The organism is Paenibacillus sp. JT22N15 (genome assembly GCF_059383755.1).
The window spans coordinates 172,681-190,987 of record NZ_JBXENV010000009.1; the positions used below are offsets into that span (position 1 = coordinate 172,681).

General features: G+C 50.4%; 18 protein-coding genes. 8 read left to right on the forward strand and 10 right to left on the reverse strand.

Features of this window, described 5'->3' with window-relative positions:
- Positions 1-987 (forward strand): methyl-accepting chemotaxis protein, encoded by a 987-nt coding sequence (locus AC50X8_RS19070; protein ID WP_494880924.1) that lies wholly within the window; start codon positions 1-3, stop codon positions 985-987.
- A gap of 190 nt (positions 988-1,177) precedes the next feature.
- A complete protein-coding gene (locus AC50X8_RS19075; protein ID WP_494880926.1) occupies positions 1,178-2,899 on the forward strand; it encodes an ATP-binding protein in 1,722 nt (573 codons plus the stop codon).
- Positions 2,900-3,100: 201 nt separating this feature from the next.
- On the opposite strand, the gene AC50X8_RS19080 is transcribed toward AC50X8_RS19075, so the two are convergent.
- The gene (locus AC50X8_RS19080; RefSeq protein WP_056036486.1) at positions 3,101-4,114 is read right to left on the reverse strand and encodes an LLM class flavin-dependent oxidoreductase; all 1,014 of its coding nucleotides are present in this window, start codon (positions 4,112-4,114) and stop codon (positions 3,101-3,103) included.
- Positions 4,115-4,306: 192 nt separating this feature from the next.
- Here AC50X8_RS19080 and AC50X8_RS19085 point away from each other — a divergent pair, with 192 nt between their 5' ends.
- From AC50X8_RS19085 to AC50X8_RS19100, 4 genes are all read left to right on the forward strand, one after another.
- Positions 4,307-4,783, forward strand: a complete 477-nt coding sequence (locus AC50X8_RS19085; RefSeq protein WP_235533183.1) for a MarR family winged helix-turn-helix transcriptional regulator — start codon at positions 4,307-4,309, stop codon at positions 4,781-4,783.
- Positions 4,784-4,885: 102 nt separating this feature from the next.
- On the forward strand, positions 4,886-5,815 hold the full coding sequence (locus AC50X8_RS19090; protein ID WP_056036488.1) for a ring-cleaving dioxygenase: 930 nt from the start codon (positions 4,886-4,888) through the stop codon (positions 5,813-5,815).
- An 18-nt stretch (positions 5,816-5,833) separates the two neighbouring features.
- Positions 5,834-6,445, forward strand: a complete 612-nt coding sequence (locus AC50X8_RS19095) for an alpha/beta hydrolase (protein ID WP_056036490.1) — start codon at positions 5,834-5,836, stop codon at positions 6,443-6,445.
- Complete coding sequence (locus AC50X8_RS19100) at positions 6,445-7,065, forward strand: flavin reductase family protein (protein ID WP_494881098.1); 621 nt, start codon at positions 6,445-6,447, stop codon at positions 7,063-7,065. Before AC50X8_RS19095 ends, AC50X8_RS19100 begins: the two co-directional genes overlap by 1 nt.
- A 177-nt stretch (positions 7,066-7,242) precedes the next feature.
- On the opposite strand, the gene pepT is transcribed toward AC50X8_RS19100, so the two are convergent.
- The gene (gene pepT, locus AC50X8_RS19105) at positions 7,243-8,475 is read right to left on the reverse strand and encodes a peptidase T (protein ID WP_056036492.1); all 1,233 of its coding nucleotides are present in this window, start codon (positions 8,473-8,475) and stop codon (positions 7,243-7,245) included.
- Between the two features lie 342 nt (positions 8,476-8,817).
- On the opposite strand from pepT, the gene AC50X8_RS19110 reads away from it, so the two are divergent.
- Complete coding sequence (locus tag AC50X8_RS19110; RefSeq protein WP_494880929.1) at positions 8,818-9,381, forward strand: DUF1697 domain-containing protein; 564 nt, start codon at positions 8,818-8,820, stop codon at positions 9,379-9,381.
- Between the two features lie 123 nt (positions 9,382-9,504).
- On the opposite strand, the gene AC50X8_RS19115 is transcribed toward AC50X8_RS19110, so the two are convergent.
- The 6 genes from AC50X8_RS19115 to AC50X8_RS19140 all read right to left on the reverse strand — a co-directional run bounded on the left by AC50X8_RS19115 (position 9,505) and on the right by AC50X8_RS19140 (position 15,350).
- Positions 9,505-11,211 carry an alpha/beta fold hydrolase gene (locus AC50X8_RS19115; RefSeq protein WP_081418844.1) on the reverse strand — a complete coding sequence of 569 codons (1,707 nt, stop codon included), beginning with the start codon at positions 11,209-11,211 and terminating at the stop codon, positions 9,505-9,507.
- A 329-nt stretch (positions 11,212-11,540) separates the two neighbouring features.
- Complete coding sequence (locus AC50X8_RS19120; RefSeq protein WP_056036495.1) at positions 11,541-12,578, reverse strand: Leu/Phe/Val dehydrogenase; 1,038 nt, start codon at positions 12,576-12,578, stop codon at positions 11,541-11,543.
- 204 nt (positions 12,579-12,782) lie between these two features.
- On the reverse strand, positions 12,783-13,472 hold the full coding sequence (locus AC50X8_RS19125; RefSeq protein ID WP_056036498.1) for a hypothetical protein: 690 nt from the start codon (positions 13,470-13,472) through the stop codon (positions 12,783-12,785).
- Entirely contained in the window at positions 13,469-14,365 is an 897-nt protein-coding gene (locus AC50X8_RS19130) for an ABC transporter ATP-binding protein (RefSeq protein ID WP_056036500.1), read from the reverse strand. Before AC50X8_RS19130 ends, AC50X8_RS19125 begins: the two co-directional genes overlap by 4 nt.
- Positions 14,362-14,733 (reverse strand): GntR family transcriptional regulator, encoded by a 372-nt coding sequence (locus AC50X8_RS19135; RefSeq protein ID WP_056036502.1) that lies wholly within the window; start codon positions 14,731-14,733, stop codon positions 14,362-14,364. Before AC50X8_RS19135 ends, AC50X8_RS19130 begins: the two co-directional genes overlap by 4 nt.
- A gap of 167 nt (positions 14,734-14,900) precedes the next feature.
- The gene (locus AC50X8_RS19140; RefSeq protein ID WP_056036504.1) at positions 14,901-15,350 is read right to left on the reverse strand and encodes a MarR family winged helix-turn-helix transcriptional regulator; all 450 of its coding nucleotides are present in this window, start codon (positions 15,348-15,350) and stop codon (positions 14,901-14,903) included.
- 240 nt (positions 15,351-15,590) lie between these two features.
- On the opposite strand from AC50X8_RS19140, the gene AC50X8_RS19145 reads away from it, so the two are divergent.
- Complete coding sequence (locus AC50X8_RS19145; protein ID WP_056037050.1) at positions 15,591-16,070, forward strand: glutathione peroxidase; 480 nt, start codon at positions 15,591-15,593, stop codon at positions 16,068-16,070.
- Here the strand turns inward: AC50X8_RS19145 and AC50X8_RS19150 are convergent.
- On the reverse strand, positions 16,059-16,685 hold the full coding sequence (locus tag AC50X8_RS19150) for an NAD(P)-dependent oxidoreductase (protein WP_494880933.1): 627 nt from the start codon (positions 16,683-16,685) through the stop codon (positions 16,059-16,061). The two genes, AC50X8_RS19145 and AC50X8_RS19150, sit on opposite strands and share 12 nt — an antisense overlap.
- 10 nt (positions 16,686-16,695) lie before the next feature.
- Entirely contained in the window at positions 16,696-18,270 is a 1,575-nt protein-coding gene (locus AC50X8_RS19155; RefSeq protein ID WP_056036507.1) for a histidine kinase N-terminal 7TM domain-containing diguanylate cyclase, read from the reverse strand.
- Positions 18,271-18,307 lie beyond the last annotated feature (37 nt).

An 18,307-nucleotide genomic window follows, 5' to 3' on the forward strand; every position in this document is an offset into this window, starting at 1 on the left:
ATGCTCGTTACGCGGCCAATCGGCCGTCTGACGAGGCTGTTCAAAACGATGGCCACGGACGATTTGACGGTAACAGCTACAGGGAAATACAGCGGTGAATTCAAGGTGCTGGCGGACAGCTTCGACGTCATGGCCTTGCGCAATAAACAGCTGATCACGAGCATAAATAGCTCGATTGCCGTACTGAAGACCAGCATGTCAGAGCTGGATGAAACGTCGAAGAAAACGAATCTTTCAATCGCTGAGACTTCCACAACGACGCAGGAAATTGCCAAGGCGATGGAATTGCAGGCCAATGATACGGAATCGATTGTAGACAAGTTTCTGGAGGTCGGCGACAAAATTGCTGACGTAAGCAGCAAGTCGCAGGAAATTAGAACGAAGGCAGACTCCGTTGCGCAGGTATTCAAAGCCAACTATGAGGTTATCGAGGCTTTGGTGGAAATCAATCATCGCAGCGAGTCGGAGGTGCGCAACATTTCCGAGGTCACCGCGCAGCTAGCGGAAAGCTCATCGGGCATCCGCCAAATTACTGGAGCAATTTCCGATATTGCGACTCAGACGCAGCTGCTTGCATTAAATGCCTCGATTGAAGCAGCAAGAGCTGGAGAGCAGGGCCGCGGCTTTGCAGTCGTCGCCTCGGAAATTCGCAAGCTGGCGGAGCAGACCTCGCTGCAATCCCAAGATATTAATAAAATCGTCGCCCAGACGATTGAATACGTAGAGCGAAGCGATCGCAGCGTGAAGGCGATAGAGTCCATCTCGGAGCAGCACAACAGCAGTGTGCAGCAGACGCAGCAGACCTTTGGCTACATTACCGATAATATTCGCGAAATTATTGAGCAGGTATCCGCTTCCGTGGAGGAAGTAACAGCAACGGTACAGGAGCAATCGGCAATGGTACAGAACCTTGCGGAGATGGTTGAAACGATCGAAAGCTTGAGCAATGAGCTGGCGCAAGCAGCTGGCGAATTTAAAGTAGAATAACGATACAGCCCCCTAAACACCCCTGTTCTATTAGTAGAACAGGGGTGTTTAGTTCGCCTAAATAAAGGAACTCATAGAGCGTGAAAATAAGCTATAATATAACAATAATCGATAAATATCGGGTTGAAGCGTGTGCGCTAGTTGCCTGCCAGGCAGGAAAACAGTTTGTTGCGAAAAGGAGATTGCGGCGGTGGATCACTTCAAAAATTTATTTGAGCTATCTTTTGACATGCTTGTGGTCATGGACTGCAACGGCCGCGTTGTGCACTATAACAGTGGCTTGCAGAAGATGCTGGGCTATCCTGTCTTATTGAATAGTATGAAAGATTTTTATTCGTATATGCATCCCGACGATATAGCTTCAATGGATGCTTTGGTCCCACAATTAATACAGGGTAGAGAGCTGAGCGGATACTTGAATCGATTCCGCTGCGCAGACGGCTCTTATAAATGGCTGCAATGGAATGTCTCGCTGGATCAAATCAATATGTATTTTTATGTCATAGGTCGCGATGTGCATCATCAGAAAAGCTTCGAGCAGCATCTGGCGGCACAGGAGCTTTGGTATCGTTCCTGCCTCGACAATTTGCTGGATGGCTTCAGCTATTACAAGACAATCCGGGATGAATTCGGCGATATTATTGATTATCGGTCGGAGTACATGAATGATACCTTTTGCCGCATGATGAATTATTCGAAAGATGAAGCTGTGGGCCGGCTGTGGTCGCAGCTTTTTCCTGATTTTACAGAAGAGATCAGGGCGGTTCTGAAGCAGGTGACGAGCAGCGGCAAACCCGTTTTAAGGCAGGAGCGGGTATACAATAAGTGGCTGACGGATGAGGAAAGCTATGATGTGCTCTATTATAAAATGGGGGATGGCTTCGCCTGCAGCTGGCGCAATGTGACGGAATACCGCCGGGCGCAGGAGCATCTGGAGCTTTCGAACCTAAAATTTACGAGTGCCTTTCACACGAATGCAACAATGAACTTTCTAATAGATTTGGAAACAGCGACGATTATAGAGATGAATCAGAAGTTCTCGCAGACGATTCGGCGGGGGCATTATTCCCATTTTGTAAGCAGTATTATGCAAGCGATTCCAGCTCAGGGGTTATTAGAGAATATTGAGCTTCCCTTCCTGCGGCAGTCTGGAGATACGGGCTATGGCGTTATATCGGGCGAGGTGCTGGAGCTGAAGGATAAGCGTTATTTTCTCGCCTTTGCTATCGATATTACGGAGCTGCGCAAAGCCAAAAAGCATCTTCTACTCATGGACAAGCTGAATTTGCTGAGCTCTATGGCGGCAAGCATTGCCCATGAGGTACGCAACCCGATGACGACGATTAAAGGATTTTTACAGCTGATGCAGAAAAATACGACGCTCGCCTCTTACCGCGATACGTTGAATTTAATGATTAGCGAGCTCGATCGCGCTAACGGCATTATTTCAGAATATTTATCGCTGGCGAATACCCGTTTTGTGCAAAAAGAACAGAAGCAGCTGGATGTTCTCGTTTCGAATATACTGCCGCTGCTGGAAGCGGATGCGGCCTACTCCAACATTTTAATTGTGCTTGATCTGCATGCTACGTCTCCGGTTAACGTGGAAGAAAAGGAAATTCGCCAGCTGCTGCTGAATTTGACGCGTAATGCGATAGAGGCGATGGAAAGCGGCGGCGAGCTTACCATTCGGACGAGAATGAATCAAGGCAGCGTTATACTGGAAGTGGCCGATCAAGGCCATGGCATCCCGAAGGAGCATATTGAAGCGATTTTCACTCCCTTTTATACGACGAAAGAAACGGGAACCGGGCTTGGACTTGCGGTGTGCCGCAGCATTGCGGAGCATCATGGCGCCGATATCGAGATTGAATCAAGCGAGGAGGGGACGACATTCCGGGTCGTATTCTAGCGGCCCCGCCAAGCAGCGTACAATCTCATGATAAGCAGCCAATCGTTTGGGTGGATTAGGATATTTTCCCACACTAACGTTTTTTTGCTGATGAATGGTTTCGTCTTAGCCTATATATAGAAGAAATCCCCCTGATTACGCGAAAGCGTCCAGGGGGATTTCTTGATTTGACGTAATACGGGCTATAGAGACGAATCAGCCTTAACCCTCTTTCATAATCTCAGCAATTAATTCAAAAGAGCGAAGACGCGCTTGATGCTCATAAGCAGAGCCAGTTATCATCAACTCATCAGCGCCTGTTTTTTCAATAATGTCGGCGATTCTACTGCGAACCGTTTCCTTGCTTCCGGCTGCGCCGAAGCTGAATTTGCTGCGGACGACAACCTTCTCCTGCTCATTCCACAGCTCATCCATATTCGCAACGGGCGGTTTCAGCTTGCTCGTCTGGCCGCGGATGAGGTGCAGGAACTGCTGCTCCTGCGAGGAAGCGAGGAAGCGAGCTTCTTCATCTGTATCGGCGGCGAGAATATTTACGCCAATCATGACATGAGGCTGCTCCAGCGCCGCCGAAGGGCGGAAGCTGCTGCGGTACAAATGCAACGCCTGCATTAAATAGTCTGGCGCAAAATGGCTGGCGAAAGCAAACGGCAATCCCAGCTGCCCCGCTAGCTGAGCGCTAAAACCGCTGGAGCCTAGCAGCCAGATCGGAATATCGAGCCCTTCGCCGGGGAACGCGCGAACCGCAGGAACTCCTTCTTCTATAGAAGGGTTTAGAAAATGGCGAAGCTCGCCAAGCAGCTCAGGGAAGTCTTGGCCGTTATTGCTATTAAGTCCACGGCGCAGCGCGCGGGCAGTGGCCTGGTCTGAGCCTGGCGCACGCCCGAGTCCAAGATCAATGCGTCCCGGATACATTGAGGCGAGTGTGCCGAATTGCTCGGCTATCATAAGCGGCGCATGGTTGGGCAGCATAATACCACCGGAGCCGACGCGGATCGTGCTCGTGCCTTCGGCCACATAGCCGATGAGTACAGAGGTAGCAGCGCTGGCAATGCCTTGCATATTGTGATGCTCAGCCAGCCAATAGCGCTGATAGCCCCAACGCTCAGCATGCTGGGCGAGATCGCGTGTATTTTTGAAAGCGTCGGTTGCATTGCCGCCTTCAACAACGGGAGCGAGATCAAGGATAGAAAGAGGAACGGTATGTGAATGGGTCATAATAACAACAACCTCCTATACTGTAAATTGACTTGTAGGTCATACTCTCCATTATATCATAATGAACGCCAAGGATAGAGCAGACAGGCTGGTGTGAAAAAGGGGATGAAAAAAGTTACGACAAAAGCTTGCAATTTATCTTTAATTGTAGTATCTTAAATTTAAGATAATAAATGCAAGGAGGTGAGGGCAATGAAAGAGGCAGCCAGCAAGATGAAAGTGTCACAGCAGGAAGCCGAAGACAGTGCTTTGAAGCTCTACATTGCGCTCAACCGGGCCAGCCAATGGATTAACGCCCACGGCGACCGGGACATTCGCAAGCATGGCTTGAATCGTACGGAATTCGGCGTACTGGAAATGCTGTATCACAAAGGTCCACAGCCTTTGCAGCAAATTGGCGGCAAGGTGCTGATGAGCAGCGGCAACATTACCTACGTCATAGATAAGCTTGAGAAGAAGCAGCTTGTGCAGCGTAGAGCTTCAGCTGATGATCGCCGGCTCATCTTCGCAGAAATAACGAGCCAAGGGACGCAATTTATTGAGGAAGTATTCCCGGCACATGCAACCATTATTACAGAAGCGGTTAGCGGCTTGACGACAGAGGAACAGAAGCTGGCAAGCGAGCTGCTCAAGAAGCTCGGCAGACACGCGCAGGATGCTTTTAAGTAGAAGAGGCTTGGTATCCTGTATCGTCACTTCTTTCTATCACTCAGCCCCAATATCTTAATTTAAAGATTCTCAAATCCATGATATAATAGAGGAGTGTTTATAATGACACAACAAACAGCAGGCATTCACCACATTACAGCTTTCGTATCGAACGCACAGGCAACGGTTACTTTCTATGCGGGCGTACTTGCCCAACGGCTCGTGAAAAAAACAATCAACTTCGATGCTCCAGAAGTGTATCATCTGTATTTCGGAGATCAAGCCGGCAGCCCAGGCACGATCATGACCTTCTTCCCTTTTGCACACGGTCGTAAAGGTGTGATTGGCGGAGGACAGGTTGGGGTAACCACTTATGTTGTTCCTGCGGGGGCGCTTGATTTTTGGAAAGAGCGTTTGGCAAAATATGAGGTTCCGTTCACCGAAACGGAGCGGTTCGGCGAGTCGTATGTACAGTTCGTTGACCCAGATGGCTTGCAGCTTGAGCTTGTAGCCCGGGAGGAAGGCCCGCTAAGCGATTGGTCTTACGCAGGAGTGCCGACAGATAAAGCCATTAAAGGCTTTGGCGGAGCGATTTTGTACAGCTCGGCTCCAGAGAAAACGTTCCGTTTGCTGGAACAGGTGATGGGACTAAGCAAAATCGGTGAGGATGCTGGTTATGCGCGTTTCAGATCATCCGCAGATATCGGCAATATCATTGATCTTCCGATTGAGCGTGTGGAGCCCGGACACGGCGGCTCCGGTACGGTCCATCATATTGCATGGCGTGCGAAAGACGATGTAGAGCATGCGCTGTGGAGAAGCCATGTGGAGACTAATGGCTACCATCCTACACCAATAATCGACAGACAATATTTCCATGCGATTTATTTCCGCGAAGAAGGCGGCATATTATTCGAGATTGCAACTGATCCTCCAGGCTTTGCACGTGACGAGGAGCCGGAACATCTCGGTGAAAAACTGATGCTGCCAGAATGGTTTGAACAGCATCGCGAGGATATTGTGCGGCTGCTTCCGCCTATCCAAGTACCGTGAATGAGAGGAGAATGGACAATGAAACATATTTATCAGCAAGGCACGAACGCAGCAGCGCCAGTTTTGGTGCTGCTGCACGGTACCGGAGGAACGGAGCGCGATTTGCTGCCGCTGGCTGGCCGAATTGACCCTACAGCATCGGTGCTAAGCATTAGAGGCAATGTACTGGAAAATGGGTTGTCCCGTTATTTCCGCAGACTAGCCGAAGGAGTTTTTGACGAGGAGGACTTGGTGCTCCGCACGAAGGAGCTCCATGATTTTCTGGACCAGGCGGCAGTCGACTATGGCTTCGATCGTGAAAATCTCGTTGCTATCGGCTACTCCAATGGAGCCAACATTGCGGGCAGCCTGATGTTCCATTACAAGGATGCTTTCCGCGGAGCGATTTTGCATCATCCGATGGTTCCGCTTCGCAGCGTAGAGCTTCCCGATATGACCGGCATTTCCTGCTTCATCGGAGCTGGCCGCAATGACCAGATGTGCCCGCCGCAAGAGACGGAAGAGCTGCAAGCGATGCTGTCCGGCGCGGGAGCTGCGGTTAGCGTACATTGGGAAAACTACGGCCATCAGTTGACGGGCAGCGAAGTTGAAGCAGCCGCAGCTTGGTATGCCGAGGTCATTTGCCCATGATGGTAACGATTGATCCGTCTGAACGCTCGGCCCGCGACAATTATAAGCTGCTTTCGGGCAGCATTATACCACGGCCAATTGCTTTCGTGACGACGCTGTCTTCAGGCGGCGTACTCAATGCTGCGCCATACAGCTATTTCAATATCGTATCGTCCAATCCGCCGCTGCTATCGGTTTCGGTACAGCGGAAGCAGGGCGGACAGCAGAAGGATACTGCCCGCAATGCAATAGAGGCAGGGGCGTTCGTCGTGCATATTGCCGACCAATCGTATATTGAACAGCTGAATGTAACGGCGGCTAATTTGCCGCCAGAGGAAAGCGAGGTTGCAGCAGCAGGGCTTACGCCGGTTCCGAGCGTGAGGATTGCCGTGCCTGGTGTAGCTGAAGCGAAAATCCGGATGGAATGCGTCTTGGAGAAGGCCATTCCGCTCGGCGGAACGGACGATGCGCCTGCCTGCGATTTATTGATAGGCAAGGTCGTATTTTATCATCTCGACGAGACGGTTTACGATGAGCGCGGTTATATTGACGCCGACCAGCTTGCGCCTATTGCCAGACTTGCAGGCAGCGATTATGCAGGGCTCGGCGCACGTTTTTCCATTGACCGTCCAACCTCGTGATGGAATACACATATGCAGATATTCGTTGTATCTGTTTGACCAAAAATGGCAGCAGATGAGAGCTGCAAGCTTGACACTTGAAACTGCAAAGTAAAAGAACCCTCGACTACACCGTATCGGTGTAGAGCGAAGGTTCTTTTACTTTTGAAATTGTAAGCTAATGCTGCAGGAGCTCTATTAAGCTTCTGCTTCCGCAAGCTTAGCAATTTCCACGATGACCTGAACGGCTTTCAGCATATTGTCGACCGAAGCGTATTCGTAGCGGCCATGATAATTTTCCCCACCGGTGAACACATTAGGCGTAGGAAGCCCCATGTAGGAAAGCTGCGAGCCATCGGTGCCGCCGCGAATCGGTTTAATATCCGGCTTAATGCCGAGATTCTCCATGGCCAGCTTCGCTTGATTTACGATGCCGATAACCGGTTCAATTTTATCGCGCATATTAAAATATTGATCCCGAATGTTCAGTTCTATGCTCGACTCGCCATATTTAAGCTTTAGCCCGCTGACGATGTCCGCCAGCTTCTGCTTGCGTCCCGCAAAGCCTTCTTGGTCAAAATCGCGGATAATATAGCGCAGCTCGGACTTCTCCACATCGCCGCTCATTTGAATCAAATGATAGAAGCCTTCGTAGCCTTCGGTGAACTCCGGCGCTTCATCGGCAGGAAGCTGACCGTGCAATTCCATGGCGATTTTCGCCGAATGGACCATTTTGCCCTTGGCCGTGCCAGGGTGCACGTTCGTGCCTTTGCAAATAATGTGGGCGGCAGCTGCATTAAAGCTCTCGTATTGCAGCTCGCCAAGCGGCCCGCCATCCATCGTATAGGCATAATCTGCACCGAATGCGGCAACGTCGAAACGATGCGGCCCACGGCCGATTTCCTCATCCGGGGTAAAGGCGACGCGGATTTTTCCATGCTTCACTTCAGGATGCTGAATCAAATACACCATCGCTGTCATAATTTCGGCAATGCCCGCTTTATTGTCTGCGCCCAGCAGCGTCGTGCCATCGGTCGTAATTAGCGTATGTCCCACATATTGACTCAGCTCAGGCGAAGCGGACGGAGACAATACGATAGACAACGCTTCGTTCAGTACAATGTCGCCGCCGTCGTAATTATCGACCACTTGCGGCTTTACATTTTCACCGGTGAAATCCAGCGCAGTATCGATATGGGCGAGAAAGCCAATCGTCGGCACCGTTTTGTCCGTATTGGCAGGCAGTGTAGCCATCACATACCCGTTCTCATCCACAGTTACCTCCTCCATGCCGATCTTCATCAGCTCTTCCACCAACTGGTCGGCAAGTACCAGCTGACCCGGGGTCGTCGGACAAGTCTCGCTGCGGTCATCCGATTGCGTGTTCACTTTAACATAAGAAATAAAGCGTTCCATCAGTTCCTGTTTCATGCTTCCATGCTCCTTTTTCCTCTATTTCAAAATATAAGAATTTATAAGTTTACACGTATAAATAGGCTTATATTTCACCCGCGAAACGGAAGCTTTGCCGCCAAAAGACGGCTTCAGCCGTTTACGCTTGAAATATAAGAAAGTATAAGTTTTCTCTTTATACTTAGCTTATATTTCTCGGACTGAAACGCGCCGCGCCGCCAGAGGACGGCGACAGCCGTTTCACCTTGTCTGTATGTATCTCTAGGTTTATTTCTATTTTATCACAATTACAGCAGCGTTCGCGCGCGGGGCCGTACATGCTATACTTAGGATTATTGAGAAGAGGGCAGGTGCTGTTGGATGGCCATTTATATAGCGTTGCTTCGTGGCATTAATGTCGGCGGGCATAAATTGATTAAAATGCAGGATTTGCAGCGGATGTTCGAGCAGCTTGGCTTGCAGCTGGTCAAAACGTATATTCAAAGCGGCAATGTGCTGTTCGAATCAGATGCTCCAGCAGCTCAGCTGCGCCTGCAAATCCAGCAGGAAATTACGGCTGTATTCGGATTTGACGTTCCAGTCGTCTTGCGTACCCATACAGAGCTGGCCGCGATTGTCGCAAACAGCCCTTTTGATGCCGATCAGCAACAGGTGGGTGAAAATATTTATGTAGCGCTGCTCGCGGACACGCCTACGGAAGAAGGAAAGCAGCGGCTGCTCGCATGCAGCAGCGAGGTGGACGACTATCGGTTGCAGGATAGCGAAGTGTATATTTATTGCCGCCAAAGCGTGCGCAAATCGATGTTTTCGAACAATTTGCTGGAAAAAAAGCTGGGCGTAGCTGCCACTTCGCGGAATTGGCAGACGATGAACAAGCTGCTCAGCCTCGCTGCAGGCATGCAGAAGCTGCTCAAAGGCGAATAAGCCTGGGTAGCGTTACGATAGACTTTCCTATATTTCAATAAGAAACCGCCAGCTTGGCAGCAAGGAAGCATAAAGCTTCCCTGTCCAAGCTGGCGGTTCGTTGTATGAGTTGAATAATAAGTGCTAAGCGTGCTGTTTCAGCCATTTGGCGATATCGGAAATGACGGGTTCAGCAAAGCTGCCTGGATGGTTGTATTCGGCTAACGTGCCTTCTCCTTCACCGCTGTAATCGACGAAAAAGTGGTTAAGGCCTGGGTACAGCTTGAAGGAAGCATTCGATTTCCCTTTGAACAGCTCCTCCCACAGCACATAGTCTTTATTCGCAAATACTTGGAAATCATCCTTGCCCTGCAGGACAAGCACTGGTTTCGTCAGTTTTGCGGCATATCCGCTCGCGGGATGATTGTCCATTTCCTTAAAGTAATAGGCGGGCAGGGAGAAAACCGTCGTCGCCTGCGCCTGCGCATCGGTCAACGTACCTAGCGCTTGCGCCTTCTTGTATTCGGCTTCTATAAGCTGAGCATTTGCCGCTTTGGCGGGATCTTTATCATCCATGGCAGCGATAAAAGCTTGGTTCTGGTCATAGACGATTTCCCACAGCGAGCGTGGCGAGCCCGCAAGCAGCACGAGCCCGGCAAAGTCGCCGCCTTCTGCATCAATGCGCGGGGCAAGCATGCCGCCAAGGCTATGTCCAATTACATACACTTTGGAGGCGTCAATCCGTTTATCCGCCTTTAGCAGCTTGGCTGCGACAATGGCGTCATCAATGGTTTCTTCCTTCACCGTCATTTTCATAAAAGCTTCTGTCGTCATGCTGCTGCCGTAAACAAATGTGCGTTTATCATAGCGCAGCACGGCAATTCCTTGCTCAGCTAGTCCCCAAGCGATGTCGCGAAATGGCGTATAGCCGCTTACCGTCTCATCGCGATCGGATGCGCCCGAGCCTTGGACCAATACGACCGCTGTCAGCGGGCCAGTGGCATTTTTCGGAAGAGTCAACGTTCCGCCGAGCGCATAAGGAGTACCCTCGCCAACGGTAACCTCTTCTTCAACAATCGTAGCTGGAGCTTCTTTGTCGATGGGCTTTGGCGTAATCAGCATGCCTTCGAGCAGCCCGCTCTTTGTATTAACGTAAAGGGTGAAATTAAAGCTGGTTTTTTTGAAAACGGCGGTTGCCGTAATAATCGTCATGCCGCTATCGTCACTGGCTGCGGCAATTTCCTCCGCACGAACGAAGCTGTCAGCCTGTGCAGTCGTGCTTTTCCACACGCTGCCTAGCGCCTCGACAGAAACTTGTGCTTTTAGGTTATTCGAGAAATAGTCGTCAGACAGCTTCTGATAATCTCCTTTGTTCAGCAGCGAGATGACGCGATTAATCCAGCTTTCAGCTTCGTACAAGGGGCTTGCGATTGCGATCTCCTTCTTCGTGCTGTCATAGCCGGCCTGATATCCTAGTGCCTTGCTGAAAAAAGCGAGCGGGACATAAAGGCGTCCTTGCCGCTGAACCGAAGCGGTGTCGAAGGTGCGCTTCTCCCCGTTCACTAGTGCTTCGGAGCTGCCGGAGCTGAACGTGACCTTGAGGTCTTGTCCTTCAAGCAGAACGTTGCTGCTCGCTTTATTGTAGCTGACCTTTAAGCCAAGTCCTTCGGCTGCACCTCGGAGTGGAATCATGACGGCGTTTTTGCTCGTGTAAGGCTGGTTGTCGTTAGACGTCGTGATGACTTTGCCATTAACGAGCAGCTTGAGAGTTTCTGCGGCAGCTGTCATAGCGGGAAATGCAGCCATGAGCAGCAAGGAAAATACGATCGTAGATGCCAAATGCTTTTTCAAAATAAATTCAGTCCTCCTTTAGAGTGTGCCTGTCCCATCGAGGGAATCAGGCATAAGATGCTGTAGAAAAATAGCTGGATGCATGGGGTGAATTATGTAGGGCGGTTAAATAACCGCAGCTCTATTTCATACGAATGGAGCTTGTTCATGGTTTCCTAATTGTTGGACATCTTAGTTTGGGGGCTTAATCGGATTCAAGCACAGTTTCCGTGCGATTATGGAAAAAAGAGAGCGCCAGCCGATCGCCGCCGCATTCCGCCGAAGCTGACACGACGCCAGACGGCTGTTCATGGCGGAATGCTGGCTGACATTAAATCGTGTGCGCGGCTTTATTTCGCGAGCAGTTTCCGCGTAATGGCGTCCGCTGCCGCCGCTGGCGGAAGCGTGCTGGATAGCGCATAAATATGAGCCAGCCTGTCGCTGATGCGCTCCACCTGGCTGCGGGCATAGGTAGCGGAGCTGCCGTCAAGTTCAGCCGCCGTAACAATAATGCCGCCCGCATTGATGGCATAGTCCGGCGCATACAAAATGCCAGCCTGCTGCAAGGCGGCATCATGCTTGGCATTCGCCAGCTGATTGTTGGCGGCGCCCGCAATGATGGGGCACTTCAGCTCCGGAAGAGTCACGTCGGTCAATATGCCGCCGAGTGCGCAAGGCGAAAAAATATCGCAGCTTTGTTTATGAATGCTGTTGACGGAAACAGCTGTGGCCCCGAACTGTGCGGCCGCCTGCTTGACTAGCCCGTCGTTCAAATCAGCGACAATAAGCCGAGCTCCTGCTTGATGCAAATAGCGGCATAAGGCGTAGCCAACCTTGCCAAGGCCTTGTACAGCGACCGTTCGCTGCTGCAGCTGCTCAGAGCCATATTTTTGCTTAAGCGATATACGGATTGCGATATATACGCCATAGGCGGTCATTTCCGCTGTGAAATTTCCCGTTGCTCCCAGCGAGCCGGTAACATCGGTCACATAACCTGTTTCTTTTGCGATCTCATCCATGTCGCCCGGAGTTGTGCCCAGATCCATGCCGGTAATATAGCGTCCGTTAAGCCGCTCAATAAAACGCCCGAGCGAGCGGAACAGCTTGCTGCTTTTGTCTGTGGCAGAATTGCCGATAATGACGGCTTTGCCTCCCCCGTAGGGGATATCGGCAAGCGCCGCTTTGTACGTCATGCCGCGCGCCAGCCGAAGAGCGTCGCTGATCGCCGCCTCTTCAGAGGCGTATGTCCACATTCTGCAGCCGCCCAGTGCCGGACCAAGCTTGGTCTGATCAATGGCAATAATCGCTTTGAGCCCGCTAGATGCATCCTCCATCACGTCCAACTGCTCGAATCCTTCGAAGCTTGCGCTCACGCTATGCCCGTCCATAGATAGCAGCCTCCCTTTTGCTGAAGTGCATAGCCGTTATGCCGTTTACTATTGATGTATTCAACAGCAGCATAACTTGATACCGATACCGCATATGCACGAGTCGGGGGAAATACATAGCTTAGAAGGGCGCAGCGTGAACAAGAAAAAAGCCGCTTGCACCAGCTGTCTGGAGTGATGAAGCGGCCCCTTTCAAGTAAGCTTTTATATCGTTGATCTTCTAAGCAAAAGGAAGGATAGCAGAGCATTCAGCAGGATGAAAGGAAGGAGCCACAGGGAGAGGCCAAGTGCGGTATGCTTGGTGAGCCACGCCCAAATATCGAGCCATCCATGATTTTGAGTAATGATATAGGAGCTAAGGGTGAGTACGACACCGGATGCAAGAAACAAAATCAGCATGCCGGTTTTCTTGAATTTGCGATAGAAGCTGCCTAAGGCAAAGCCCCACAAAAACAAATGCAGAGCGATCAGGAAAAGGGTAAGCAGCTGTACGAGCAAATTTCCGTCACTCAAATACGGCAGGTAGAAAAAATACAAGCCCGACCACCAGTGGTTCGTAAGCTGATTTTCAATAATAGACATAAGCAGCAGCAGGAGTGCCGAGCCGAAGCTGATTATTAGAGCCATTACGATGGTACCTGCAAAATAATTGAAGCGGCTAATGCTGAAGCTAATCGCAAATGGAAAGGTCTGTGCGACGACGATAATGCCCAGCACGAATATATAGACCAATACAGATGAGATTCCGCCTGTATACATGTTCTCCGTATCGGAGATCAACCAACTAATGAGCAAATTCACAACAAAACTGGAGCCGAGAATGAGGAGGGGAATGAAAAACCAGCTAAATCGATCGCGTCGATGCAGCTTGATCACGCTTAATGTGCGATTCATAACCAATCAGCCGCCTTTCGTTCGGTTTTGCCATTCGTCAGATGAATAATCAGCTGCTGTAGAGATACGGAGCCAAACTCCAGCCCTCTCGCCGTCGCCTGCTTGCGATCACCTGAGCTGAGCGTGCCGTCTACTGTGGCAGAGAGCAAGGCGCCAAAGGGCTCGCGGGAAATAACGGTTTTGCCGATGAGAAACGATTCAACCTCAGATGCAGAGCCAGCCACTGTGTAGGCGCGACCCCGCAGCAGCTCGGCGTCCTCGTTAATCAGAATGCTGCCCTTGTCGATGACGATTACATGCTCCAGCAGCTGGCTGACCTCATCAATGAGATGGGAGGACAGCACGACCGTGCGGGGATGCTCGGCATAATCGGTGAGCAGATGATCGTAAAATAAATTTCGGGCCACGGCGTCGAGTCCCAAATAGGGCTCGTCAAAAATCGTCAGCGGGGCGCGGCTCGCGAGTCCGACAATGATGCCGACAGAGGAGTGCATGCCGCGCGACATTTTTTTGATTTTACGCTTCAAGGGCAGCTGGAATTCCTCGACTAATGTATTAGCGAAGGTGCGGTCCCAGTTTGGAAACAAAGAGGCGGATAGCTCTAATACATCGAGCAGGCTGTAATTGTCCGGGTATTTCTGGCTCTCCTTAATGAAGCAAATTTGGCTCAGTACACGGTTGTTTTCATAAGGGGCTTCGCCGAAGACCGTCAGCTCGCCGCTCGTCGCGAACAACTGGGCAGTCAGCATATGCATAATCGTCGTTTTCCCGGCGCCGTTGCGTCCGAGCAAACCGTATATTTTATCCGGCTCCAGCACGAAGCTCACTTCGTTTACGGCATTGAAATTTCCATAAGCTTTCGTTACCCGCTTCAGCTCGACAATTGGACTCATGGCTTGGTTCCTCCTCTTCTGATCATATCTGACAGCTGCTCCGGCGTAATGCCCAGCTTCTCGGCCTCATGCATCATCGTCACCACATACTGCTCGAAAAACTGCTCACGCCGCTTTTCCATCAATAGCGCTCTGGAACCTGTTGCGACAAACATGCCAATCCCTCGTTTCTTATAAAGAATGCCTTGATCCGCTAATTGATTGACGCCTTTCGCTGCGGTGGCGGGGTTGATCTGGTAAAAGGCTGCAAATTGATTTTTCGAAGGCACCTGCGACTCTTCCGGCAGCAGGCCTTGAATAATATCGTCTTCGATGCGCTCGGCAATTTGCATGAAAATGGGTCTGCTATCGTCGATGCTTATGCTCACATTGTCCACCACCAAACTGGTTAGTTACTCATGTAACCAACTATACATGCGATCAACCAATGCGTCAATAGGCAGCCGATATGAAAAAACACAAAAAAGGATAGAAGAGGCAGTAGGGTATCTGCTCTTCTATCCTTTTTGGGGTGAACTGGGCCGGCTGCCCTCTGTTAAATCGGCTGCTGTGCAGCTTCTATTTTGCCAAGCAGGTCTCGTACCTGCTTATGAATAGCATGAAGCTCCTCGGGTGTAATGTCCAGGCCGCCATAAACGCGTTTCGGAACGTCGGCAACCCGTTTTTTAAGCTCGCGGCCATCGTCCGTCAACTGAATAACGAGATTGCGCTCGTCGGCTTTATCGCGGATGCGGGTAATAAGGTTCATGCCTTCCAGCTTCTTAAGCAGCGGGGTCAGCGTACCAGAGTCGAGCAGCAGTCTCGCGCCCAGCTCTTTCATCGTCACCTTGTCCTGTTCCCATAAGGACAGCAGGGTGACATATTGCGTATACGTTAAGCCAAGCTCCGTTAGTACAGGACGGTAAAGCTTTGTTATTTCCCGCGAGCAGGCATATAAGGAAAAGCAAACTTGATTATCGAGCTTCATCCATTCATCTTCATTCATGTTAGTTGTCTCTCCCTCCGGACCAAGGTTATGCGCAGCAATCAGTTGTGTGCAATTAATTAAGTCATTGTAGCATTGCCTGCGGAACCTGTCAAAAGAAGATGCGGCGTGCGCAGCAGCAAATTTCAGCAAACTGATTTGACAATTGAAATTAAATTGTATAAAATTAAATTTATCAAAATCAATCGCTGTATTTTCAGCCTGACCGTTGTTTTTTTAAATTTGAAGGAGGTTATTATGATGTCCATTTATGATATCGAAGTGAAGAAGATTACAGGTGCGCAGGAGACGCTGGCTCCCTATAAAGGCAAAGTGATGCTAATCGTAAATACAGCTACCAAATGCGGCTTTGCACCGCAATTCAAAGGCTTGCAGCAATTGCAGGATACGTATGGCGAGCAAGGGCTTGCAGTTCTAGGATTTCCAAGCGGGCAGTTTATGAATCAGGAGCTGGAGGGCGATGCGGAAATTGCGCAGGCTTGCGAGCTTAACCACGGGGTATCCTTTCCGCTGTTTGGCAAAATCGATGTAAACGGCAGCAGCGCACACCCGCTGTTCCAGCACCTGACGAATGAGGCTCGCGGGGTGCTGGGCTCGAAGGCGATCAAGTGGAATTTTACGAAGTTTCTAGTGGATCGGGATGGCAAAGTGGTCAAGCGGTTTGGGCCGAATGATAAGCCGGAAGATCTCGTAGAAGATATCAAAAAACTACTCGGCTAAGCCAACTCTGCAGCGGGCGAAGGCTCCGCTAATCGCTTCCTTATAAGTGAAGTCGGCGGTATCGCCTACCGTAATTTGCAGCCCGCCTTCAGGCAAATAGTCCTGCTCGCTGCGATAAACGCCAGTATAAGGCCCATCCGGCAAATAAGTTGGGCATACGAGCGTCCAATTTAATGGCTCGGCAGATGCCTCCAGCAGGCGCAGTACAGCATGATGCTCCTCGGCAGCCCGTGTAGACCGGCGTTTCGATTCGCTGGATTGATAGCGCAGCAGGCCAGGCTCGGTGCGGCTCTCCAGAATACCCGCCGTTCCGACCGTCACCAGACGATGGATGGCTTGCTGCTCCATAACGGCAAGAAGGCCCGGAAAGCAGGAGGAGAGCGTATCTCCTCCGTCCGTGCCCAGTGCGCTAATAACTAAGCTGCTGCCTGCAACAGCTTGCTTGAGCATAGCTTCTTCGCGGGCATCGCCAACGATGGCTTTCAATTGCGGATGCGAAAGCTCAAGCTTCTCTATCGAACGCACCAAGGCATGGACGCTATGTCCATCTGCAAGGGCGCGCAGCATGACTTCGCGCCCGACGCGTCCTGTGGCGCCTAATATCGTAATTTGCATGTGATGTCCCTCATTTGCTAAAAATATGAACGGCATTGCGTCCCATATGCTTGGATTGGTACAACGCCTTATCAGCCTCGCGAATCATCTCGTCCAGTTCAGCATGCTCTGCAATTGTTATGCCAGCTGCGCCGAAGCTTGCTGACAATGGAACGGTGCCGGCTTGTGTCTGCAACGGGCTGCCAGCAAGGGCCCGGCGCAGCTTCTCGGCGAGCTCCCCTGCTTCTTCGGGCGCAGCAGATGGAAGGCAAATAATAAATTCCTCTCCACCGTACCGCCCGAATAAATCGCTATCGCTAAGCTGTTCCTGACAGACCGCTACGACATGACAAAGGGCTAAATCGCCAATGTCATGGCCGAAGCGGTCATTTATCGTTTTAAAATGGTCAATATCAAACAAAATAAGTGAAAACGGCTGTTGATTCAGCAGCGATTGATGAAGCAGCAAGCGGGCTTGCTCTAAAAAGTAAGCGCGGTTGTATATGCCAGTCAGTCCATCTATAGTAGCCATTTGCTTCAGCTTCTCTTGCAGAATCGCCTTCTCCGTAATATCCATCAAGACAATCGTCCTCCCGATCAGCTCGCCTTTGCGGCTGTGGACAGGGGATGAGCGCACAAGGTAGAACGACGGCAGGCTCGTATGCAGCTGAATCCACCTTACTTCCCGCTCATGATGCTTGAATTCCTCATCATAATGAATAAAATCAGCAGCTTGTCCCGTATGGAACAGCCATATATCCTTGAATGCCGTCCCAATCGCCGTAGGCCTCAGCGATGCGATCATCTGCGACGCCGACCGATTATAATCTACAATCCGCCCGCTCATATCCAGCACAATAACGCCGTCGCGCATGCTTTCGAAAATACGTTCTCTGGCAATTGGCGCAGCCTTCAAAATATTTGACGTCAAAATCGCCCAAATGTTCAAAATCGACGTGATAAACATAAGCGGAGGCACGATGTCCATGCCGTGTGGCGTAAGGTCAAGCAAATACATAAAGGAGGCAGTCATGGGAATAAAAATGCCGGCTGCCATCATTAAAAGCTGCTTGCGGTAAATCATCTTGGCGTGATTCCATTGACGCAGCAGCAGGTAAGCACTTACGACCAGACAGCCGAACGTAAAGCTGCCATTAATAATATACCATTCTCCAAAGACGATATCGGCGACAATAACCGATTCATTGGGACGGAGAAATATCGAACGGTAAAACATATGATGCCATTCATTTGTGACGACCAGCAATAAAGTAATAAAGGGAATCGTAAAGAGCCAGATTAGCATCTTACGGGTAACGAAGCGATCCATTCCAGTAAAGTACAGAATGAGCACTAGCGTAGCGGGGGAGATGAATGGCAGTCCCAAATATTCTATGCCAATCCAGAAGCGAATTTCGGCTAACGAATCGCTTGCCAATTCAAAAGCAAAGCCGAAGGTGTAGATAGCTGAGCAAATCGAGGTCCAGATATAGGCTCTCATTCCGGCAAAGCTGGATTTTATTAAATATCCGTAAATGGCAAGCAAGGCGCTGAGCACGCTGGAAATCGTTACAATAACAATATAATTGGAGATAGTCATATTCATCAGTTGTATGGCTCCAGTTGGTTAGAGACTGCGACGA

Excerpts from the sequence above, each read along its gene's own strand:
- AC50X8_RS19070 (WP_494880924.1), top strand. The coding sequence starts at position 1 with ATGCTCGTTACGCGGCCAATCGGCCGTCTGACGAGGCTGTTCAAAACG.
- AC50X8_RS19080 (WP_056036486.1), bottom strand. The coding sequence starts at position 4,114 with ATGACCCATTCACATACCGTTCCTCTTTCTATCCTTGATCTCGCTCCC.
- AC50X8_RS19085 (WP_235533183.1), top strand. The coding sequence starts at position 4,307 with ATGAAAGAGGCAGCCAGCAAGATGAAAGTGTCACAGCAGGAAGCCGAA.
- AC50X8_RS19090 (WP_056036488.1), top strand. The coding sequence starts at position 4,886 with ATGACACAACAAACAGCAGGCATTCACCACATTACAGCTTTCGTATCG.
- AC50X8_RS19095 (WP_056036490.1), top strand. The coding sequence starts at position 5,834 with ATGAAACATATTTATCAGCAAGGCACGAACGCAGCAGCGCCAGTTTTG.
- AC50X8_RS19100 (WP_494881098.1), top strand. The coding sequence starts at position 6,445 with ATGGTAACGATTGATCCGTCTGAACGCTCGGCCCGCGACAATTATAAG.
- pepT (WP_056036492.1), bottom strand. The coding sequence starts at position 8,475 with ATGAAACAGGAACTGATGGAACGCTTTATTTCTTATGTTAAAGTGAAC.
- AC50X8_RS19110 (WP_494880929.1), top strand. The coding sequence starts at position 8,818 with ATGGCCATTTATATAGCGTTGCTTCGTGGCATTAATGTCGGCGGGCAT.
- AC50X8_RS19120 (WP_056036495.1), bottom strand. The coding sequence starts at position 12,578 with ATGGACGGGCATAGCGTGAGCGCAAGCTTCGAAGGATTCGAGCAGTTG.
- AC50X8_RS19125 (WP_056036498.1), bottom strand. The coding sequence starts at position 13,472 with ATGAATCGCACATTAAGCGTGATCAAGCTGCATCGACGCGATCGATTT.
- AC50X8_RS19130 (WP_056036500.1), bottom strand. The coding sequence starts at position 14,365 with ATGAGTCCAATTGTCGAGCTGAAGCGGGTAACGAAAGCTTATGGAAAT.
- AC50X8_RS19140 (WP_056036504.1), bottom strand. The coding sequence starts at position 15,350 with ATGAATGAAGATGAATGGATGAAGCTCGATAATCAAGTTTGCTTTTCC.
- AC50X8_RS19145 (WP_056037050.1), top strand. The coding sequence starts at position 15,591 with ATGTCCATTTATGATATCGAAGTGAAGAAGATTACAGGTGCGCAGGAG.
- AC50X8_RS19150 (WP_494880933.1), bottom strand. The coding sequence starts at position 16,685 with ATGCAAATTACGATATTAGGCGCCACAGGACGCGTCGGGCGCGAAGTC.
- AC50X8_RS19155 (WP_056036507.1), bottom strand. The coding sequence starts at position 18,270 with ATGAATATGACTATCTCCAATTATATTGTTATTGTAACGATTTCCAGC.